18 protein-coding genes and 2 riboswitches are annotated in these 19,177 nt (G+C 51.2%); of the genes, 6 read left to right on the plus strand and 12 right to left on the minus strand.

The window, feature by feature from the left end:
* Positions 1 to 180 precede the first annotated feature (180 nt).
* Positions 181 to 1,398, plus strand: a complete 1,218-nt coding sequence (locus FKP33_RS11400) for a CynX/NimT family MFS transporter (RefSeq protein ID WP_127607736.1) — start codon at positions 181 to 183, stop codon at positions 1,396 to 1,398.
* A 139-nt stretch (positions 1,399 to 1,537) separates the two neighbouring features.
* Here the strand turns inward: FKP33_RS11400 and FKP33_RS11405 are convergent, their stop codons facing one another.
* From FKP33_RS11405 to FKP33_RS11445, 9 genes are all read right to left on the minus strand, one after another.
* A complete protein-coding gene (locus FKP33_RS11405) occupies positions 1,538 to 1,852 on the minus strand; it encodes a hypothetical protein (protein WP_141335085.1) in 315 nt (104 codons plus the stop codon).
* A gap of 100 nt (positions 1,853 to 1,952) precedes the next feature.
* Positions 1,953 to 3,716, minus strand: a complete 1,764-nt coding sequence (locus FKP33_RS11410) for an APC family permease (protein WP_141335126.1) — start codon at positions 3,714 to 3,716, stop codon at positions 1,953 to 1,955.
* A gap of 223 nt (positions 3,717 to 3,939) precedes the next feature.
* Positions 3,940 to 4,128, minus strand: a riboswitch (cyclic di-AMP (ydaO/yuaA leader).
* Positions 4,129 to 4,215: 87 nt separating this feature from the next.
* Positions 4,216 to 4,416: riboswitch (cyclic di-AMP (ydaO/yuaA leader) on the minus strand.
* Between the two features lie 256 nt (positions 4,417 to 4,672).
* Positions 4,673 to 4,903 (minus strand): cold-shock protein, encoded by a 231-nt coding sequence (locus FKP33_RS11415; protein WP_127607732.1) that lies wholly within the window; start codon positions 4,901 to 4,903, stop codon positions 4,673 to 4,675.
* Between the two features lie 69 nt (positions 4,904 to 4,972).
* Positions 4,973 to 5,173, minus strand: a complete 201-nt coding sequence (locus FKP33_RS11420) for a cold-shock protein (protein WP_054796919.1) — start codon at positions 5,171 to 5,173, stop codon at positions 4,973 to 4,975.
* 270 nt (positions 5,174 to 5,443) lie between these two features.
* The gene (locus FKP33_RS11425) at positions 5,444 to 5,668 is read right to left on the minus strand and encodes a helix-turn-helix domain-containing protein (RefSeq protein WP_010493958.1); all 225 of its coding nucleotides are present in this window, start codon (positions 5,666 to 5,668) and stop codon (positions 5,444 to 5,446) included.
* A gap of 235 nt (positions 5,669 to 5,903) precedes the next feature.
* Positions 5,904 to 6,377: a large-conductance mechanosensitive channel protein MscL gene (gene mscL / locus FKP33_RS11430; RefSeq protein ID WP_141335087.1), complete on the minus strand. Its 474-nt coding sequence runs from the start codon at positions 6,375 to 6,377 to the stop codon at positions 5,904 to 5,906.
* 90 nt (positions 6,378 to 6,467) lie between these two features.
* Positions 6,468 to 7,235 (minus strand): peptidoglycan-binding protein, encoded by a 768-nt coding sequence (locus FKP33_RS11435; RefSeq protein ID WP_054800184.1) that lies wholly within the window; start codon positions 7,233 to 7,235, stop codon positions 6,468 to 6,470.
* A gap of 318 nt (positions 7,236 to 7,553) precedes the next feature.
* Positions 7,554 to 8,186: a YcnI family copper-binding membrane protein gene (locus tag FKP33_RS11440; protein ID WP_141335128.1), complete on the minus strand. Its 633-nt coding sequence runs from the start codon at positions 8,184 to 8,186 to the stop codon at positions 7,554 to 7,556.
* Between the two features lie 176 nt (positions 8,187 to 8,362).
* The gene (locus FKP33_RS11445; RefSeq protein ID WP_141335089.1) at positions 8,363 to 9,340 is read right to left on the minus strand and encodes a phosphotransferase; all 978 of its coding nucleotides are present in this window, start codon (positions 9,338 to 9,340) and stop codon (positions 8,363 to 8,365) included.
* A gap of 224 nt (positions 9,341 to 9,564) precedes the next feature.
* Here FKP33_RS11445 and FKP33_RS11450 point away from each other — a divergent pair, with 224 nt between their 5' ends.
* From FKP33_RS11450 to FKP33_RS11460, 3 genes are read left to right on the plus strand one after another with little or no spacing between them, the layout of a single operon-like run.
* Positions 9,565 to 10,896 carry a glycosyltransferase gene (locus FKP33_RS11450; RefSeq protein WP_141335091.1) on the plus strand — a complete coding sequence of 444 codons (1,332 nt, stop codon included), beginning with the start codon at positions 9,565 to 9,567 and terminating at the stop codon, positions 10,894 to 10,896.
* A 41-nt stretch (positions 10,897 to 10,937) separates the two neighbouring features.
* Complete coding sequence (locus FKP33_RS11455) at positions 10,938 to 12,791, plus strand: CotS family spore coat protein (RefSeq protein WP_141335093.1); 1,854 nt, start codon at positions 10,938 to 10,940, stop codon at positions 12,789 to 12,791.
* Between the two features lie 32 nt (positions 12,792 to 12,823).
* A complete protein-coding gene (locus FKP33_RS11460) occupies positions 12,824 to 13,963 on the plus strand; it encodes a glycosyltransferase family 4 protein (RefSeq protein ID WP_127607719.1) in 1,140 nt (379 codons plus the stop codon).
* 274 nt (positions 13,964 to 14,237) lie between these two features.
* Here FKP33_RS11460 and FKP33_RS27135 read toward each other — a convergent pair whose 3' ends face one another.
* A complete protein-coding gene (locus FKP33_RS27135; RefSeq protein WP_181410121.1) occupies positions 14,238 to 14,843 on the minus strand; it encodes a hypothetical protein in 606 nt (201 codons plus the stop codon).
* A gap of 337 nt (positions 14,844 to 15,180) precedes the next feature.
* On the opposite strand from FKP33_RS27135, the gene FKP33_RS11470 reads away from it, so the two are divergent.
* Both FKP33_RS11470 and FKP33_RS11475 read left to right on the plus strand, forming a co-directional pair.
* Positions 15,181 to 16,473 carry a UDP-glucose dehydrogenase family protein gene (locus FKP33_RS11470; RefSeq protein ID WP_127610750.1) on the plus strand — a complete coding sequence of 431 codons (1,293 nt, stop codon included), beginning with the start codon at positions 15,181 to 15,183 and terminating at the stop codon, positions 16,471 to 16,473.
* Between the two features lie 14 nt (positions 16,474 to 16,487).
* Positions 16,488 to 17,441 carry an NAD-dependent epimerase/dehydratase family protein gene (locus FKP33_RS11475; RefSeq protein ID WP_127610748.1) on the plus strand — a complete coding sequence of 318 codons (954 nt, stop codon included), beginning with the start codon at positions 16,488 to 16,490 and terminating at the stop codon, positions 17,439 to 17,441.
* 95 nt (positions 17,442 to 17,536) lie between these two features.
* Here the strand turns inward: FKP33_RS11475 and FKP33_RS11480 are convergent, their stop codons facing one another.
* Both FKP33_RS11480 and FKP33_RS11485 read right to left on the minus strand, forming a co-directional pair.
* Positions 17,537 to 18,208, minus strand: a complete 672-nt coding sequence (locus FKP33_RS11480) for a response regulator (protein WP_054796928.1) — start codon at positions 18,206 to 18,208, stop codon at positions 17,537 to 17,539.
* Positions 18,205 to 19,023, minus strand: a complete 819-nt coding sequence (locus FKP33_RS11485) for a sensor histidine kinase (protein ID WP_054796929.1) — start codon at positions 19,021 to 19,023, stop codon at positions 18,205 to 18,207. The genes FKP33_RS11480 and FKP33_RS11485 overlap by 4 nt, the downstream gene beginning before the upstream one ends.
* Between the last annotated feature and the right edge of the window lie 154 nt (positions 19,024 to 19,177).

The raw sequence follows: 19,177 nt of genomic DNA on the forward strand, positions 1-19,177 counted from the left end.
CAGTTTTCAATGCCATATTCTATTAATTATATCATTTTCGCACTCGCCAACCAAAGAGTCCTCCTCATGCGCCCGCAAATTTTCTCCCGATTGACCAGACCTATGATGTTTTTCTCTATTTTTTTTGATATGATTATAGAATGTGTAATTTGTCAGACTAGAAAGCAGGTGTCTAGGAATATGCTTCTGAAGTATGACTCTAGCGGACATTACGTGCGTTCCCGGATGAAGACCGTGTGGTTAATCCTGGGGATATTGCTGGTCGCCGCAAATCTTCGGGCCGCCATCACAGGATTAGGCCCCTTGGTAGATGCGATTCGTTTAGAGACTCATTTATCGAATACGGTAACCGGCATGCTAACCGCTTTGCCGTTACTGGCCTTTGCCGCGCTCTCCCCGGTTGCCCCTAAAATTTCACGCAAAATCGGGATGGAAATGACGCTTTTCCTAAGCATGATCGTGCTAATTGTCGGGATTCTTCTAAGGTCCTATGCTTCGGTCGTCACGCTATTCATGGGTACAATCATCATCGGTCTTGCCATTGCGATCGGAAACGTGCTGCTGCCGGGCCTTGTTAAACGGGATTTTCCCGAGCATGTAGGATTCATGACCGGTGCGTACTCGGTTTCGATGAACGTCTTTGGCGCACTGGCTTCGGGTATCAGCGTCCCCCTTTCGGTGGGGGCAGGACTTGGCTGGCGGGGGTCTCTCGCAAGCTGGGCTGTCTTAGGCGGATTGGCCGCGCTCTTCTGGCTGCCGCAGCTTCGTTCCCGCCAGGCAGCGTCAACTGCGGGCGGCGGCGGCTCCATCTGGCGCTCCTCCCTGGCATGGCAGGTCACCTTGTTCATGGGCTTGCAGTCGTGGCTTTTTTACATTAATGCGGCATGGCTGCCCGAAATTCTGCATAGCCGGGGGATGAGCGTCTCAGCCGCCGGATGGATGCTATCCGCCATGCAGTTTGTAAGCCTGCCGGTTTCATTCATCGTTCCGATTCTCGCCGGGCGCAGTTCCAACCAAAGAGGCATTGTAATCGTAACGGTGCTCTTTCACCTTATTGGATACCTCGGATTGCTTAGCGGGAATACCTCGCTGATCTGGCTTTGGATTATTTGTATTGGGATTGCAGTAGGTTCAAGCATCAGTTTGGCGCTTGCTTTCTTCGGGCTTCGCACGCAGAATGCGCGTCAAGCCGCCGAGCTGTCGGGGATGGCGCAGTCCGTCGGATATTTGCTTGCCGCGTTCGGCCCCGTCCTGTTCGGGTTTCTTCATGACGTGACCAACACTTGGGCAATTCCGTTGTTAATCACTGTGGCGGCCAGTCTTCTGCTGCTGTCCGTGGGCCTCGGGGCCGGACGCAACGCGTATGTGACAGCCGGCAGCAAGAAAGAATCATCATGAGATCAAAGCTTTGTTGGAGCGGATTTACCCGATGATTTAACTGGAGCGTAATCTGAAGCAGGACCTTCGCAATTGCGGAGGTCCTGCTTCAGATTCGTGCGGGGCAGGGGGCCGCCGGCACAAAAATCTTCGCTTGATATTACGGATAAAAGGATTCGTTCTTCAACCAAGTTCCACCCTCATCGGTGCTCCGGTAAAACATCGTTGCCGACCGGAGCGCTCCCCGTGCCGCCTCTTCGACTGAAGCAAACCGATTGTCCGTTGAAACGTACGGGTTGGCATTATCCGCTCCTCTATAATAATGACTTAGTTCATAAAAGTAATGACCGGCTTCATTCTTCAGGATTTTAATTCCGACTTCTTTACCATCAATGCGAGCCTTTAAAGCCTGGACGACCTCGTGAACAGCTTCAATATCAGGATGAAGATTCGCCAGCTTAAATAAATTCAACATCAGGTGCCTCCATTCGTGGATTTTGGTCTGAACGCAGCAGCTCTAATTAATGCTTCAAATGAAAAGGTACAGTCGAAATCGTAACGTCTTTTCGATTTAATCAATAGGCACGAATTAATATACTGGATTGATTATGCAGAAAATTGTGCCACCAACTCCTTGTAATAAATTGCGGAATCATCACCGTTACATAATCCGTCTCGCTGGTTTTCCATTCAATTGTATCGATAAATTTAATTAAAGGTCTCAGTATGCTCCGATAACTGGATTTTAAAATAACAAGCCGAACGCCTGAATTCCACTCCTCCCATTTTTTCTCCATCTTCTGTGCATCATCGTCGTCAAAAGCAACATAAACGGCAATAATGTTCTCTGATATCGACTTGGCATACCCGATCGTATTTAAAACGACCCGATTAACCCCTGCCACCGGGACAACGATCACATTTCCTTTGGTCACTGGCGTCTCTGCTATCGGATCAATCCGCAGTTCATTAGCCATATTCAGGTAATGCTTGTGGATACGAATAAAGAAATAGATAACAACCGGAAGGAAAAGGAATATGATCCATACTTGTGAAAATTTTGTAATCAAAAAGATTAAGCAGATGGAGAACGTTGTGATCATTCCGATTGTATTGATTAAAAAGCTGATAGCCCAACCCTTCGGTTTCATTTTCCACCAGCGGCGCATCATTCCTGTTTGGGACAAGGTAAACGGAATAAACACGCCTAAAGCATACAAAGGAATCAGGCCTTCCGTATGTCCCTGAGCAATAACAATTAAAATAGCCGATAAAACACCGAGTACGATGATCCCGTTTGAAAACCCGAGTCGATCCCCTCTGGCGGTAAACATACGGGGCATAAATTTGTCTTTTGCCATCATGTAGGCAAGCAGCGGAAATGCGGCATAGGCTGTATTCGCAGCGAGAAATAAGATCAAAGCCGTAGAAGCTTGTATGGCATAATACATGGGCCCCCGGCCAAACGTGGAAGCGGCGATTTGGGAAACGACGGTTTCTTCAGGTCTCGGTGTAATGCCATAGGTATAGGCTAGAAAACTAATCCCCATAAATAAGCTGCCTAAAATAAGTCCCATCATCATCAGGGTTCTTGCCGCATTTTTCTCCGCCGGTGCCTTGAAGTTAGGTATTGCATTAGATACGGCCTCAACCCCGGTCAATGCGGAACAGCCGGAACTGAAAGCCTTAAGGAGTATAAATAAACTAATTCCCGAGATTGCCATATCATGAGTTTGGGGCGCTGCAGAAACACCGCCTGCAGCATATTTATATAACCCGCTCAGGATAAGAAGCACAATTAGAGTGACAAACAGGTAAACCGGATAAGCAAGGATAGAAGCCGATTCCGTGATTCCCCGTAAATTCATGATGGTCAAAAAAGCAATCATCACAATAGCAATGAGAACACGATGGTCGTGAAGGCCAGGGAAAGCGGATGTGATCGCATCGGTTCCAGCAGAAATACTAACAGCCACAGTTAAAATATAATCAACTAATAAGGATCCCCCTGCTAATAAACCGACAGGCACCCCCAGATTCTCCTTCGATACGATGTATGCCCCGCCCCCCGTCGGATAAGCATATATGGTTTGGCGATAGGAAAGAATTAAAATCGTTAATAACCCTAATACAGCAATGGAAATCGGAATGGAATACCATAATGCCACAAAACCTACTGTCATTAAAACCAGCAATATTTGTTCCGTGCCGTAAGCAACAGAAGACAGTGCATCCGATGATAATACGGCAAGAGCCTTAAATTTGCTCAACTTCTCTTCCGCGAGTTCTTCGGATTTCAAAGGACGACCGATTAAGAACCGTTTCAAAGCAGACATCATCTTGAATGCTTCCCCCTTTTGAAGCCGATTCTCTGCTTCATGATTTGGATATTTTACCCGATGTTGCTGTGTTTTTATCCACATTAAATATCAACTCCTAAAGTCACAAACGGTTGTACATCTTCAAATCCTAAAGAGACATAAAAAAAGAAGCCTGACAGAAGAGGACTCTTCTCGCGGCTTCCTGGGTACGGCAAAAAAACCGTATCTTTCGCACGACAAAATCGCCTCTCTTTTTACGCTTACGAGGTTAGCTGACGGATTCGGACGTAAGAGTCGCCCTATTCTAAGCAAATGTACAAATGTACGGGATTGCTTTAGAAATTCACCCCAAAGTAATAAGCGGTGTAACAACCTTGCCCATTACCGAATGGTTCCCCCGATCCCCTAAAGGACTCAGCGATAAAGACGCATTTCATTTTTGATATCCCGGTTTTTGGCAATAAAAAGCCACAGAGGCGCTTCCCCTGTGGTCACGTTAGACGATCACAGTTTCCCCATCTCCTCCACACAACGCTTACGAGGTTAGCTGACGGATTCGGGTGGTGAGAGTTGCACCCTACCTCGGACAAAAACACTACCGATGTTTGTGTCCAAGGATTCACCCCTTCAAACTTTGATTTTTGGCTCTCACACCAATAAGCAAAGCTCGAGTTTGGTTCCCCCGCTTTCCCAAAGGGAAATTAAGCGAATTAGAATTAGAAACGTTATTTTGTTTTCATGAGTTGTATCATACGCTTATTCAAAAAAGCTGTAAAACAGATGAAATCAAGATATTAGACATCGTTTTGATAAAACGACGCGTGATACCGCTTACATATCATGCGGTCTTTTATTTCATGCTTTTTACTCGATGAATCGCGTTTTTTCTTTTCCCCAACAACCAAAAAGCCTTCATCTCACGATCCCTCTTATAGAGGAAACGTAAAAAGAAGGCTTGATTAGGGGGGCGACAGCTAAGAAATCTGCACACCTTTTTTAAGTGATTTAAAGTCGATGTTCGAGTTTAAGAGCAACGGCAGTATCTTCATGCTGCTTACCATCGGAGCAAGACACTGTCGGCAAATCGGCTGACATTCAAAGGCAAAGTTGTCACGAATCCAACCCTTACAGTCTTCATTTTCACATGACCAAATCATCGTATTTTCCGTAGGGATATCCTCTAACAATTTTTTCCGAAAATACATGATGAACCCCTCCTTATGATCCAAAAGAAAAGCTGCCCTCCATATTTGTTAGGGCAGCTTGCTTTGGGTTTACAGCTTTACAACATTTTCGGCTTGCGGACCGCGATTTCCTTGTACGACATTGAATTCAACACGTTGACCTTCATCTAACGATTTGAAACCATCGCCTGTGATTGCACTGAAATGCACGAACACGTCGTTGCCGCCTTCCACTTCGATAAAACCAAAACCTTTTTCAGCATTAAACCATTTCACTGTACCTGTTTGCATAATATGACCTCCAAATTTTTATTTAACATGTACTTTTTATTTTTGGAAACAAATAAAAAATTCACACATTGAAAAAGGTACCATCGCACAAATGATAACCCTTTGCAATATGTGAATCAAGGTTTCAAATATATGATTAAAGTAATCATACCACACTCAAACGCAAAGGGCAAGTTTTTCTCTCCTCCACAAACCAAAAAGCCCTCGTCTTACGATTCTCCGCAAAGAAGAACCGTAAAAAGAAGACTTTGTTAGGTCCATTGGATTTCCTCAGATCTGCAGCTCCCCAAGCTTAATCAGCTCGACAACCGCTTGCGAACGCCCTTTTACATTTAATTTCTGCATGACGTTGGAGATATGGTTGCGTACGGTTTTCTCACTGATAAACAGCTGCTGCGCGATATCTTTCGTCGTTTTGTCCTGCACCAGCAGTTCAAATACTTCGCGTTCGCGATTGGTGAGTAAAAATTTACTTTTGTGATCGCTGCCCTTCAAATGTCACCCCTCCTTGCCCGGGTTTTTGTATCAATACAAGGTCTAGGGATACAGTCAGATTCAGTTTATGAAGGATCACGTATACTGGTGCGGCAACCGTCCAAAAATGGGCGAGACGATGAGGCATCGCAGCTATTGGCGGGGAATCCGCCAGGGTACGGTTTTCCGGCATACGGTTATGGTTACATCTTAAGATACCCAACATGGAATGGATCTACTGAAGTGCCGCTATGGATCAGGCTTGTCCGTTCGCTTGCGCTTTCACGATAGCCGAGCAATATTTGCAGCGAATCGCTTTCTTCGGGATCTCGGATAAACATTCCGGGCATTCCTGCAAGCCGGCTTTCGGATCGGGCTTTGCCTCCTCCTTCTTGCGCAGTCGGTTCAATTGCTTCACGGCAATGAAGATGACGAACGAAATGATCAGAAAATCAAGCATTGTGCTGATAAACAAGCCGTAGTTTAACGTCGGCGCCGACGCTTTCTTGGCATCTTCCAGCGTAGCGAAAGACCGGCCGTCCAGACTGATGAACAAGTCCTGGAATTTTACACGGCCCAGCAGCAGGCCGATCGGGGGCATAACCAAATCGTTGACGATGGACGTGACCACCTTGCCGAAGGCGCCGCCGACAATAACCCCGATCGCCAAATCAATCATATTGCCCTTCATGGCAAACTCTTTAAATTCTTTCCAGACCGTTGCTTTCATCTCGTTCAAACCTCCGTTTTTTTTATTAGTTTATAACAACAAACAAGCTCCCGCAAAGTTTGTGCTTTGCTGGAGCTTGCTCTGGTTTGGTTATTTAGAGATAAACATCTGTGTGAACATTTTGCCGCACGGACCGCCGTCGACGATGCCGACGCCGATGTGCGTGAAATCGTTACTCAATATGTTGGCGCGGTGTCCGGACGAATTCATCAGCGCTTGGTGTGCGGCCTCTACCCCTTTGTTGCAGGCGATATTCTCGGCGGCGTTGCGGTAGCTGATGCCGAACTGCTTCATCATATCGAAGGGCGAGCCATACGTCGGGGACTGGTGGGAAAAATAATTTTTATCCACCATATCCTGACTTTTCAACTTCGCCACATGGGACAACTGCGGATCGACAGTCAACGCCGGCAAGCCGGCCTGGGTACGCGCGCCATTGACCAAGTCGATCATCTGCTGCTCCTCCGCGCTAAGCTTGTTGTCGCTTGGCGGCTGCGGATTCGGAGCCGGAGCCGGGGTTGGCGTTGGCGTCGGAGCGGGCGCAGGCTTCTTCGGAATTTTCAAATTACCGTAAGCCCATAGGATCGATTGCAGCGTCTTATCGTCGACCGCCCCCGTTACCGGAAGGCCGTACGCCTTCTGGAACCTCTTGACCCCGTTCTCCGTGACGGGTCCGTAATAACCCGATATGGAGCCGGAGAAATAACCGAGCGACTTCAACATCCCTTGCACAGCGTAAACATCTGGTCCTTGGGCGCCTTTGCCGAAGGCGAACACCGTTCCTGAGACGGCAAAGCTAAGCAGCAGAGCGATCGTAAGCAGCAGTGTTGTTTTCTTCGTTCGTAATCGGTTAAACATGTGAATTTATTCCTCCTGAACAGAAGTGAGATGGGGCTGATCGATTGCCTACTTCCAGCATCCCCCGACGATTGCAATATTATGAACGGATATTCGGCCGGTTTCTCCACGCTTGCCGAAGCAGGCAGCAGGCGGAATCCGTGGAGCCGCGATCCGGTGAAGCGGAGCGGTATCGGCCGATCTGACGGACCGTATAAGAATGGGTTGTAGGGGAATGCGCGGATGCCGCAGGAGAAAGCGCCGCCGTTCTGCCGACAACGCAAAAAGCCTGCTTCTCCCGGAAGGAAGAAGCAGGCTTACCGCGAATCGGAAGTTGGCTTATTTCTTGCGCACCAGTGAAACAAGCAGAGACGCTGCGCTCAGCACAACGGCTGCGATCGATAAGTAAAGCGGCGTGTTCGATGCCCCGTCAGTCGAAGCTGCGGCTGGCGAATCGCCCGCTGACGGCGCTGCGGTATGTCCGTGGCTATCGGCTGCCGCACCTGCCGGCTTCGCATTCACCTTCGTCACGGAAGCCGGCTTGTCCGAACCTTCGGCGCCGACCCATTCGACTACGCTGCCGTCTTTATAAGTCTGATACGCCTTCCACGTAATCGCGGTAGCCGTATCGGCGACTTTGCCCTGCATGTAAAATTCGCCGAATTCCGTTGGTCCAAGGCCTTCTCCGGTTGCCGTCCAGATGACGCCGCTGATTTTATCGCCTTCTTTGGTCAGCTCGTACTTCCAGCCGGGCTTCGGCTCGAAGCGGGAAACGGTTACCGCGTCCAGCGGAAATTTCACTTCAACCTTTACGGTCGGTTCGTTTTTTTCCGACGGTACGCGGACAGTGAATTTCTCATAGCTTCCCTGTGTCGTTTCTTTCGGTTCCACGGTCACGTGAGCGCTTGCTAAGCCCGACAACAAGAGAGATAAAAGCAGGACGAGTCCAAACGTGAATGGCAGCTTTTTCATTTCCAAATTATCCCCTTCCCTGGTTACAACGATCAGTATTTCCATTCGTAATATATCGTAAACCGCTGCTTGGAAGAATGACTCAACCGGGCTATTTTTCGTTGTCTTTTTGGACGTTTTGTGACTGAGCGCATTCGGGCATGATCGCCTGCCGCTTCTCGCGCTACTCCGGCCAATCAGAGTTGACTTTCCTGGGCCAACCGCACCACCCGCTGCCCGCCTTCCGCCAGCATCGATCGGATGAACGGCAGCTGTTTGCGATAATGTTTACGCCAGCTTTGCGCCGGGCTCGAGGCATTGGCGGCATGGCACAAGAAGAACAAGCTGACTCTGGCTGCCGCGATGGGCATAATGGCTGCTTCCTCCTCGGTCAACTTCCCGTAGCCCCGGAGAAAACAACGATCAAACGTATCCGCATGCTCGGGAAGCAGCAAGTTAATGACCCACAGCGCATAGGCGATGTCTTGAACACGCTGTCCATGCTGCATAAAATCAAAATCCATCACGAGGCAAACGCGGTCTTCCGCATAACACTGATTCCAAAAATGCCAATCGCTGTGAAGCGTCGTGCAAGGCAAGCCGCTTGCGGCATCCCCCCACTGATCCAGCACCCGCCGGGTCAGCTTCTCGGCCTCGGCCCGTTCATCCGCCGGTATACCGGACAAGCTGCGCATCCGCTCAAGCGCTTCCGTATAATAGGCCGCATCGGCATAGAACGACCACGAAGGACGGGGGCCTGCCGGAACTTGGACAAGCGATTCGTGAAACGCTCTTAACATGCGGGCGCTCTCAAAAACCTGCGCTTCTCTGCATTGAAACGAATCCGCGCTTACGAACGGAGTCACCTGTACCAGTTTTTCCTTATATCGGATAAACGGATCGCCTCCCACCGCCGTCAACGGGCACGCAGCGGGAATGCCGTTCGCACGCAGAAGCGCAATTGCCTGCCGGACATGCCCCAAATGCTCCGGAGCGGCAGAGCGGTTCAGCACCCGGACCGCAAAGGTTCCGTCGGACGTTGTCATTTTCATGTTCACATTGAATGAACCGCCCAGCATACCGTCAAATCGGATGAATCTGCCCAATTGGAATCGCTCGCATACGAACTCCAGCAGCGCGTCGTCGAACGGTTTAGAAGGTTGGGAGCTTTCCATAGCGTTCACTCCTTGACTTGGAATAGGTGACCCCAAATGCTTCACCTCATAACCACTGCCAAACTTATTGGTACTACACTATATTCGCCTTCTGCAAAATTTTAATAGGATATATGCGTATTTAATAAAATTTTACAGCCTATCCACGAATGCACCTATCATTCCCAATCCATGAGACATATGCATGAGTATAGGTACGCCCCATCCTGATTGGAGGTGAAGTCTTGAAAAAAAGCAGACGCGCGTTACCTAAAAAATCCGTAATTCCGCTCAAAAAAAGAACGGCGTACAACGAAAGCACGAGTCCGAAGTCATATGCCGGAATCCGAAAACGGCGGGCTAAGGCGGGCCCGCTCCGTTTGATTCTTCCCAGATCCGGGCTGGAATTCCCCGCTCCCCCCCTTCAGGTTCTGATGGTACTCGATCAGTTGAATATCGGCGGGACGGAAACCTATACGCTGTCTCTAACGAGAGAACTGCTTCGAAAAGGAGCCTCCGTCTTGATCGCCGCCAAAAAAGGAAAGCTGCTGGAGCCATTCCTGGGGCTCGGCTGCCCGGTATACGAGATTGATTTCGTCGGGGACGACTACGAGCGGGATGAGGCCAATCGCAGCGCCCACATGGCCATGCTTCAATCGATTATTCGAACGGAGAAGATCGATCTCGTCCATGCCCATCAAGTTCCCTCCGGGATCGTAGCCCTGGAGGCGGCTCGAACGCTGCGGGTGCCGTTCCTGTTTACGGTCCACGGCACTTACTATGATCCCGCATTTTTAAGCGTTCTAAGAAGAAGCGCGACCGTAACCTGTGTCAGTCCCGCCGTCTTGCGCATGCTTCAGAACGCGGGGATCCAGGCCTTTGTCGTTCCGAACGGCGTCGACCCATCGGAGTACCATCCCCTGGACACCGCTTACCGCTCTTATCTCAGGCGTAAATTAGGGCTTCCGCAGCAAGCCCCGGTCGTCATGTATGCAAGCCGCCTGTCGTGGGAAAAAGCGGACATTTGCGAAGAAACCATTCATGCTTTGACTCTGATGAAGCAAACCGACTACCCCGACCTGCAGCTGCTTATCGTGGGCGGCGGTAAGAAACAAGACGAAATCCAACAGATCGTCGAAAGCAAAAACGAACAAACGCAATCCCCGTTCATTCACTATGCCGGCGAGATTTTGAATATGAACGCCTATTATTCCATTAGTGATTGTGTCATCGGAACGGGAAGAATCTCGCTGGAGGCCATGTCATGCGAGCGCCCGCTTATTGCCGTAGGCAGCAAAGGCTTTTGCGGTCTCGTGAAACCGCAGCGGTACGAACAGATATGGAACTGTTGGTTCGGCGATCATGACGCCGATCTCCCCTTAACGCAAACCTTATTGACGGAACACGTGAGAAAAGCGCTGCATGAAGATCGGACGGACATCGTCCGGAACGTGCGGTCCGGAAGGTCGTTCGTGATCGACCGTTTCCATATTTCACAAACTACGGATAAGCTGATCGACGTGTACGCGCACATGCTCAAATCGAGGAAAGATGCCCGAATTTCCGATTTGTCGTGAATACATGTCGAATCGCTGAACTTGATGATGGAGTGATGACGTTGGAAGAGTACAGAATCGGTCCATGGGACCATCTGGAAGGTACAGTTGACCCGGGGATTGTCTTGGAACAATATGTTCCGCCCGAGCTGGAAGCGATCGCTTGGAAAGTCGCCGAGCTTTACGAGATGAAGGTCTCGGATATGACGCTTGTCACTTCGAAGCCTGACAAAGGCGGCGCTATCTGGAAAATGAATACCGATCGTGGTCCGCGCAGTATTAAGGTGCTCCACCGCGAACCGAAACGGAGCCTGTTCAGCGTCGGCTCACAGGAGTACTTGGTGAATCAGGGGGCACGGGTTCCGTCCTTGATTCGGACGAAGGATGATCGGCTTTATGTAGAGGCCGGCGGTAAGCTGTGGATCGTCACGGAGTGGATCGAGTCGCTCGTTCAGGCGTCCAAAATCGATTTGGAAGGCGCAGCCCAGCTATGCACAGGGCTTGGCGAATTCCACAAACTGTCGCAGGGCTACATTCCGCCGTTCGGCGCTGCGCGTTCGACCCGGCTGCCGAGATGGCCGAAATATTACGAGAAAATTATTGCCAAAATCGGCTGGTTTCGAGATATCGCCCAAGCGTACCCGGAACTGTCCGCCAGCTCCCGGTTGTTGTCAATCGTTGACGATTACGACCGGCAGGCCCGGGAGATTTATGAGAAGTTTAAACTGTCGTCCTATCCCCGGATGGCAGCCATGGGCGATCCCCATTGGGGCTTGGCCCACCAGGATTACGGTTGGTCAAACGGGCAGATGGGTCCTGGCGGGATTTGGATTATCGACTTGGACGGCGTGGCGTATGACCTGCCGATCCGCGATTTGCGCAAGCTGATCACCAGCACGATGGATGATATGGGAGTGTGGGATTTAACCTGGATTCGCGGCATGATTGAAGCTTACCATCAAGCCAATCCGATCGACCGTGAAACCTTCGAGCTGCTGTGGCTTGATATGGCGTTTCCGAATGAATTTTATAAACATGTAAAAGAAATCGTTTATCAGCCGACCCTATTCATGGAGACGGAATTGAACGGCATTTTGGACCGGGTTCTGATTGCCGAGAGCACCAAATGGCAGGCGCTGGCCGAGCTGGAGCAGGACAAAGCGAATTACGTCCCTGGCCATTATCCGGAGCAGGAAGCGGCTGTGCTGCTGCCTGTCGAACGGACAGAGCGCGTGCTGGAAGGCCAAGAGCTTCCCATGCCGGAACTGCTCCCGCCCGCTGCCATGGTCGAACCGGTTACGACCCAGCCAAATATCATTCCTATCAGCCCGATGGAGCCGGTCGCCGTTTTGCCTCTTATCGAAACAGGTCAACCGGCTCGACGAATCGCAGCGTCGCGTCCTCGACGTACCGCGAAGGACAAATCGCAACGTCGAAACGCGAAGGCCCTGCCGCCAAAGCGAAATACGAAGACCCGACCGGCTCGTCAAGACGTGAAGGTCCTACCGTTTGCTCGGGACACGAAGGCCCAACCGGCTGCACAAGACGCAAAGGCTCTACCGGTTGCTCAAGACGCGAAGGCCCAACCGGCTGCGAAACGCAGAAGGAAGCCGGCCAGCTCCCAGAAAAGGTCTGCAGCGAAAAAAAGCGTACTGAAAAAGCAAGCTGCAAAGAAACGAAGCGTCCAAAAAAGCGCCTCCCTGCTTAAACCGGCCGTACGCGTAACACCGCCCAAACGCCGGACGAAACCTGACCGCTCGAAGCAGGCCCTGAAGCTCGCACCCAAACAGAAACAAAAAACAAGCCAAACGAAGAAGCCCGCCGGCGTCTTCAACCCGAATAAAAATAGGGCCGGGAAAACGACTCGCGTTCGGAAACCCGCCGCCGCCAATAATCGAAAGGCAGCTAGGCGGTAACGGACATTTTGAGACAGGATGGTGAGCTAAGAGTGAATGTATTGATGATTTGCACGGAAAAACTGCCTGTACCGAACATCCGAGGCGGAGCGATTCAAACGTACATCGTCGGAGTGGCCGGTTTATTGAATAAGCACCACAACCTTACGATTCTCGGACGAACGGACCCCGAATTACCGAATGACGAAGTGGTCAACGGAGTCCGTTATGTCCGTGTCCCTTCCGATGGCCTACTGGAGGTATACGCCGAAGGTGTGCTGGACTTCGTTTCAAGATTCGGCGGGAACTATGATCTGATTCATATATTTAATCGGCCGAAGCTTGTATTGCCCGTAAGGAAGGCAGCGCCCAGCGCCAGAATCGTATTAAGCATGCACAACGATATGTTTAACTCCGCCAAAATTCATCCCAGCGAAGGCGCCGCCGTCGTCGAAGTGACGGAGCGTATCATCACGATCAGCAACTATATCGGAAATGAGATTGCCGCTCTTTTTCCAAATGCGAGGGCTAAAGTGAAGACGGTTTATTCCGGAGTCGATTTAAACCGGTTTTCCCCTTGGTCGGAATCGGAATCGTCGCATCGCGATAGAGAGACGATCCGGTCCGAATACGGACTCGGATCTAAAAAAGTAATTTTGTTCGTTGGCCGGTTATCACGAAATAAAGGTCCGCATGTTTTGGTGAAGGCGATGTCCCAGCTCTCGCATAAGGATGCTGCGCTTGTCGTTGTCGGAGGTGCCTGGTACAGCGACAACTCGATCAGCGATTATATCGCTTACGTACGGGCGCTTGCCGAAAAATCACCGATACCCGTCATTACGACCGGTTATGTGGAAGCTCACGACGTACACCGCTGGTTTAATGCGGGAGATGTGTTTGTGTGCACCTCGCTGTGGCAGGAACCGCTGGCCAGAGTTCATTACGAAGCGATGGCAGCCGGGCTACCGTTTCTTACTACGGCAAGGGGGGGCAATCCCGAGATCGCAGCCGATCCGTTCGGCAAGCTTATTCAGAACCCGGAAGATCCGGCCGAATATGCCCAGAAGCTGAATGTGCTGTTATCGGATCTGCAATCGGCTCGTCGTCACGGACTCCAAGGCCGCCGTTTTGTCGAGAAGGGCTTTACTTGGGACCGGGTGGCCAGGGACATCTTAACCGTCTGGCAGCCGTAACCATGACGCTCTCCCTATCCGCCATGCAAGCTGAGCTTGCATGGCGGAGGACCGGAGGTTTGGCTGCAGCGCGCGTCCGAGCCACGAAACACTTATAGCCTCATTCATAAACGGTCTCTATGGACCGTAAATAAAAGAGGCCTGCAGGCAGGAGGCTTGTTCGATTTATTGGGCTGCGCGATTGGAGAGACGGGCGAGTGGCGCTGCTTGCCCGTCCCTCCAATCGCGCAGCAGCGGAAAAGAGTGGATCGTTTCAAGACGAAATTACAGCAGGTTAGTCAGTTTCGTCCTCATCTTCATCTTCATCTTCATCTTCGTCCCCGTCTTCTTCTTCGTCTTCATCTTCATCTTCATCTTCATCTTCGTCCCCGTCTTCATCTTCATCTTCGTCCCCGTCTTCATCTTCGTCCCCGTCTTCGTCTTCATCTTCGTCCCCGTCTTCATCTTCGTCCCCGTCTTCGTCTTCGTCTTCGTCTTCATCTTCATCTTCATCTTCGTCTTCGTCTTCGTCTACGTCTCCGTCTTCGTCTTCATCTTCGTCGTCATCTTCATCTTCATCTTCATCTTCGTCTTCGTCTTCGTCGTCTTCGTCGTCATCGTCGTCGTCGTCTTCGTCGTCATCGTCGTCGTCGTCTTCGTCGTCATCGTCGTCGTCGTCATCGTCGTCATCGTCGTCGTCCAATTCTAACTTTTCTGTTTCGCCGTCAGCCATCTCCACTTCTATTTCTTCAACTTCCTCCCAGTCCACTTTGCTCATCAAAGCAGATACCCCTTCGTCCAAGGAGTAATTGATCTTATCGCCGTTCGCAAACTCAATTTCAACTTCAGCAGCATCAGGGTAGGCAGCCAGCCACTGCTTCACTTTTTCGGTTTTAGACAAAACAACCATTCCTCTCCATGTTCGTCTCGAAACTTTTTTGGTTAGTTTCACTGTATACTATGATCTCGTAGATGCAATGTATAGGCTAGTTATAGAAGACGAAAGCGGATATTTACCAACTTATTGTTATTTACACAACAAATGCACATACACACATATTTAGGTGCTCATCCGCGAATACCCTTACGGGGTATAGATGCTTTACATAACATTTATAATAAAGCACCTAAGTCACAAGGAGTAAAACCATACGGAGCAAGAAAAAAAAGAATAAACCCGAGCAATTTGGGGATCACCAAATTGCTCGAAATTTGTATCATGCTGGAGGGACGGGCAAATGAACATTTTGATTGTAGGCATGGGTTATGTCGGCGTCACGACCGGACTCATCTTGGCTGAGCTCGGTTGGAAGGTAACCGGATTCGATACGAACGAGGCCAAGCTGAACCGTCTGGCCGTAGGAACCCTGCCCTTCTACGAGCCCGGCTTGGACGTTCTGCTTGAAGAACACAGCCGTGCAGGAAGCATCTCGTTTACCTCCGATTTTGAAACCGCCCTGCGGGAGCATCCGATCATTTTTTTATGCGTCGGCACTCCGTCCCGGCCTGATGGAAGCGCCGATCTGCAGTTTATACGGCAGGCTGCCGAACAGATCGGTTCCCTGATGACGGAATACAAGCTCGTAGTTATTAAAAGCACCGTTCCCGTAGGCACGAACGAACAGGTTGTCCGGTGGATCGGCGAGGCGCAGCGGGAGCCGGTTTCGTTCGATGTGATATCCAACCCGGAGTTTTTGCGAGAGGGCAGCGCTCTGCACGATGCGCTCCATCCCGACCGCGTCGTAATCGGCAGTACGAACAAGCAAGCGACCGCAATCATCACCGCTTTATACAAAGATATGACTTGTCCCCTGATTGTCACCAAGCCGCAAACCGCGGAGATGATCAAATATGCGGCAAACGCTTTTTTGGCGACGAAAATCTCCTTCATCAACGAGCTTTCAAGGCTCTGCGACCGGCTCGGGGTTTCCGTTACTGATGTGGCTCATGGGATGGGAACCGACCCTCGCATCGGACCGCACTTTCTAAGGGCAGGCATTGGCTTCGGCGGATCCTGTTTTCCCAAAGACATTCAAGCGCTGCTGTATACCGCAAAAGAGCATGGCAGCGAGATGACGCTGCTGAACAGCGTCGTCGCCGTGAACCAAACGCAAATCTCTTACGCCGTGCATAATTGGGAAAGAACCTTCGGATCCTTTCGCAATAAAACCGTAGCCCTGCTAGGTCTGTCCTTCAAGCCTGAAACAGACGATCAGCGTGAATCCCCGGCACTTTCCGTTCTGAAGCACCTGATGGAAGAGAAAGCCATCGTTCGCGTACATGACCCTGTCTCCAAGCTGCCGGCCGACATGGCATCCGACCGCGTCCGCCAGTTCGAGACGCTGGAAGATACGGTCGCCGCTTGTGACGCTGTCATCCTTTGCACGGAGTGGAAGCAGTATACGACGGCAGATTGGGGCCTGCTGAAAGAAAGCATGAGGCAGCATTACTTTCTTGACGGAAGAAATGCGCTGGACGGTAAGCGGATGAGCTCTCTGGGGTTTAGCTACCGATGCCTCGGAAATCCGTGAGGAGAGATGACGCTATGAAAATATTAGTGACCGGAGCGGCCGGATTTATCGGCTCCCATCTATGCGAGAGGCTGCTTCAAGATGAGCGTGTCGAGGTAATCGGCCTGGACGCTTTCGTTCCTTCGGCGTCCCCCATATGGATGAGGGAAAGAAATTTACACGCATTGCTCCGGCATCCGCGCTTTACTTTGGTCAAGATCGATTTGCGTACCGTCAGCTGGGATCAGCTTCTCCCTAACGTCGATATCGTCTTCCACCTGGCGGGAATGCCTGGCGTACGGTCAAGCTGGGGGGAAGATTTCAAAACCTACATTGCCCACAATATCGCAGCGACGCAGCGATTGCTGGAAGGGTGCAAACGGTATAGCATCCGCAAATTTATTTATGCTTCCACCTCGTCGGTTTATGGCCAGAAGACGGGACCGGTTGTGGAATCAGCCGTCGTGGAGCCGCTGTCTCCGTACGGCGTCAGCAAATTAACGGGGGAGCATCTGTGCAAGGTGTATGCTTATAATGAACAACTGCCCTTGGTCATTCTCAGATTTTTCACGGTATACGGACCCAGACAGCGTACAGACATGGCTTTCCATCGGTTTATTCGGCGCATGCTGGAGAACAAGCCGATCCCGCTATATGGAGACGGGCGCCAATCTCGCGATTTCACCTATATAGCCGATTGCGTGGATGCGGTAGCCAGGGCTGCTTACGCCGATGGATTAATCGGGGAAACGATTAATATCGGAGGGAAGGAAAGAGCCTCTGTTCTGGAATGCATTTCCATCATCGAAGAGCTGTTCGGACGTAAGGCGGACCTTCAGAAAGTCGGAGACATTTATGGAGAACCGAAGCAAACGTGGGCGGATATCGGAAAAGCGCAGTCGCTGCTCGGCTACCAGCCTCAAACCGACCTGCGCACCGGGCTGGAAGCGGAATACCGGTTCTTGCGCGATCTGTACAGGGTCCAGTAAGGCTGAATAAACCCGCTTTCCATAGGAGGAACCAGTTCCGCCGGGGAATGCGGGTTGATTTAGAGGAACCCGTTCTGCCGGGGAATGCGGGTTAATTAGCGGCCGTCGCCTTGAGACATATTCTGGGTTAGCCCATGACGAACGGCATAGGCGGTCAGCTGAACGCGATTGTCCAAGGCGAGCTTGCCCAAAATGTTCTTGATATGGTTCTTGACCGTATTTTCGGAGATGACGAGCGTTTCAGCGATTTGCCGATTGCTCTGGCCGGTCGCGACACAGCTCAAAATTTCTAGCTCCCGCTGCGACAGGACGCTTGGAGGAGCTTCGTCCGATGAAGTCCTGCCTTCGGAGCGAAACGACTGAAACAACCGGTCAGTAATGACCCTGGAAATTTCGCTGTTCTCGTCCAGCAGTCCTCGCAAATAGTGAACCCAGTCCTCGGGGTTCATGTTTTTGAGCAAGTAGCCTTGGGCGCCGTAGCGCACTGCGGTAAACAGATCGGCCACGTCATCGGATACCGTCAGCATAACGATGCGAATGTGCGGATACAACTGCTTAATCCGTTTGGTCGCCTCGAGTCCGCCGCCATCCGGCATGCGGATATCCATCAGCACAACGTCAGGCAGCAGCTCGCCGCACCGCACCACCGCCTCGCTTCCGCTCGCAGCCTCCCCGATCCATTCAAAGTCGGGCTCTCCCTCAATGAGCGCCCGTACCGCACGGCGGGCCAGCGGATGATCGTCGGCCACCAATACCCTATAGTTCATGACATTCTCCCTTCCCGCATCGGACCGGTCAAGATGAGCTCCGTCCCGGTACCCGGCGACGAGCGCAGGAGCAGCTCAGCCCCCAGGTCCATTGCGCGTTTGTTCAAAATGGACAGCCCGTAACGGTTTACGGCCACACCGTCCGACATGTCGAAGCCGAGGCCGTTATCGGCGATCCGCAGCCGCCACCGCTGGCCGTCCTCCGTCCGGGCAAGCTCGAGCCAAGCTTGGTCGGCGTTCGAATGCTTGCGAATATTCGTGAACGCTTCCCGGACGATGGAGAACAGCGCCACCTCGGCAGACGGCGGAACGTTCTCTTCCGCCGGTTCGACCAGCCAATCGACCGCAATGCCGGTCAAGCCGCTCCACTCCTCCAGCCAGGCTTGCAGCCTCATAGCAAAGCCGGCCCCTTCTTCCGGGACAGTCCGCAGGTTGAAGATCACTTGCCGCAAGTGGTGGTCAATCTCGGAAACCGCCTCCCGCGCTTCGGAGATTTGACCTTTCGTCAGCTGTACGTTCAAGAAGAACAGCACTTGCGCGATATTATCGTGCAGCTCTTCGGCGAGACGCTCCCGCTCCTCGTAGACCGCCCGTTTAGCCTGCTCCCTCGCCAGCGTATCGTTCATTCGAGCGATACGTTTGAACATCCAAGTGGCGAACACGAAGGACATCAGCAGCGTCAGCAGCGTGATATATAGATTGCCTGTTTCCATCGATAAAGAATCAAGCAGAAAGTCGTGCCGGACGTATTCGAATCCTCCGATCAGCAGCGTAGGCAGCAATATCGTCAACCATTTCAGCGTTCTCATGGACATGATGATTCCGTTCCCACACTTTCATTGAAAATTAAGGCGTTGCAGAGGGCCGCCTTCAAATTCGCGGACGCTGCCATAACGTTAGTTACATTATAATGGGTTTTCTCGAACAAGCCAGCTGAATCTGAAATTTTCCGCATACAGACACAATTCG

Source organism: Paenibacillus sp. tmac-D7 (assembly GCF_006519665.1).
In the GTDB taxonomy this organism is placed as follows: Bacteria; Bacillota; Bacilli; order Paenibacillales; family NBRC-103111; genus Paenibacillus_G; species Paenibacillus_G validus.

Coding starts and splice junctions, on each gene's coding strand:
- mscL (WP_141335087.1), bottom strand. CDS start 6,377: ATGAAAGCAACGGTCTGGAAAGAATTTAAAGAGTTTGCCATGAAGGGC.
- FKP33_RS11475 (WP_127610748.1), top strand. CDS start 16,488: ATGAAAATATTAGTGACCGGAGCGGCCGGATTTATCGGCTCCCATCTA.
- FKP33_RS11420 (WP_054796919.1), bottom strand. CDS start 5,173: ATGCAAACAGGTACAGTGAAATGGTTTAATGCTGAAAAAGGTTTTGGT.
- FKP33_RS11445 (WP_141335089.1), bottom strand. CDS start 9,340: ATGGAAAGCTCCCAACCTTCTAAACCGTTCGACGACGCGCTGCTGGAG.
- FKP33_RS11485 (WP_054796929.1), bottom strand. CDS start 19,023: ATGTCCATGAGAACGCTGAAATGGTTGACGATATTGCTGCCTACGCTG.
- FKP33_RS11400 (WP_127607736.1), top strand. CDS start 181: ATGCTTCTGAAGTATGACTCTAGCGGACATTACGTGCGTTCCCGGATG.
- FKP33_RS11415 (WP_127607732.1), bottom strand. CDS start 4,903: ATGTATTTTCGGAAAAAATTGTTAGAGGATATCCCTACGGAAAATACG.
- FKP33_RS11405 (WP_141335085.1), bottom strand. CDS start 1,852: ATGTTGAATTTATTTAAGCTGGCGAATCTTCATCCTGATATTGAAGCT.
- FKP33_RS11480 (WP_054796928.1), bottom strand. CDS start 18,208: ATGAACTATAGGGTATTGGTGGCCGACGATCATCCGCTGGCCCGCCGT.
- FKP33_RS11440 (WP_141335128.1), bottom strand. CDS start 8,186: ATGAAAAAGCTGCCATTCACGTTTGGACTCGTCCTGCTTTTATCTCTC.
- FKP33_RS11435 (WP_054800184.1), bottom strand. CDS start 7,235: ATGTTTAACCGATTACGAACGAAGAAAACAACACTGCTGCTTACGATC.
- FKP33_RS11470 (WP_127610750.1), top strand. CDS start 15,181: ATGAACATTTTGATTGTAGGCATGGGTTATGTCGGCGTCACGACCGGA.
- FKP33_RS11410 (WP_141335126.1), bottom strand. CDS start 3,716: ATGATGTCTGCTTTGAAACGGTTCTTAATCGGTCGTCCTTTGAAATCC.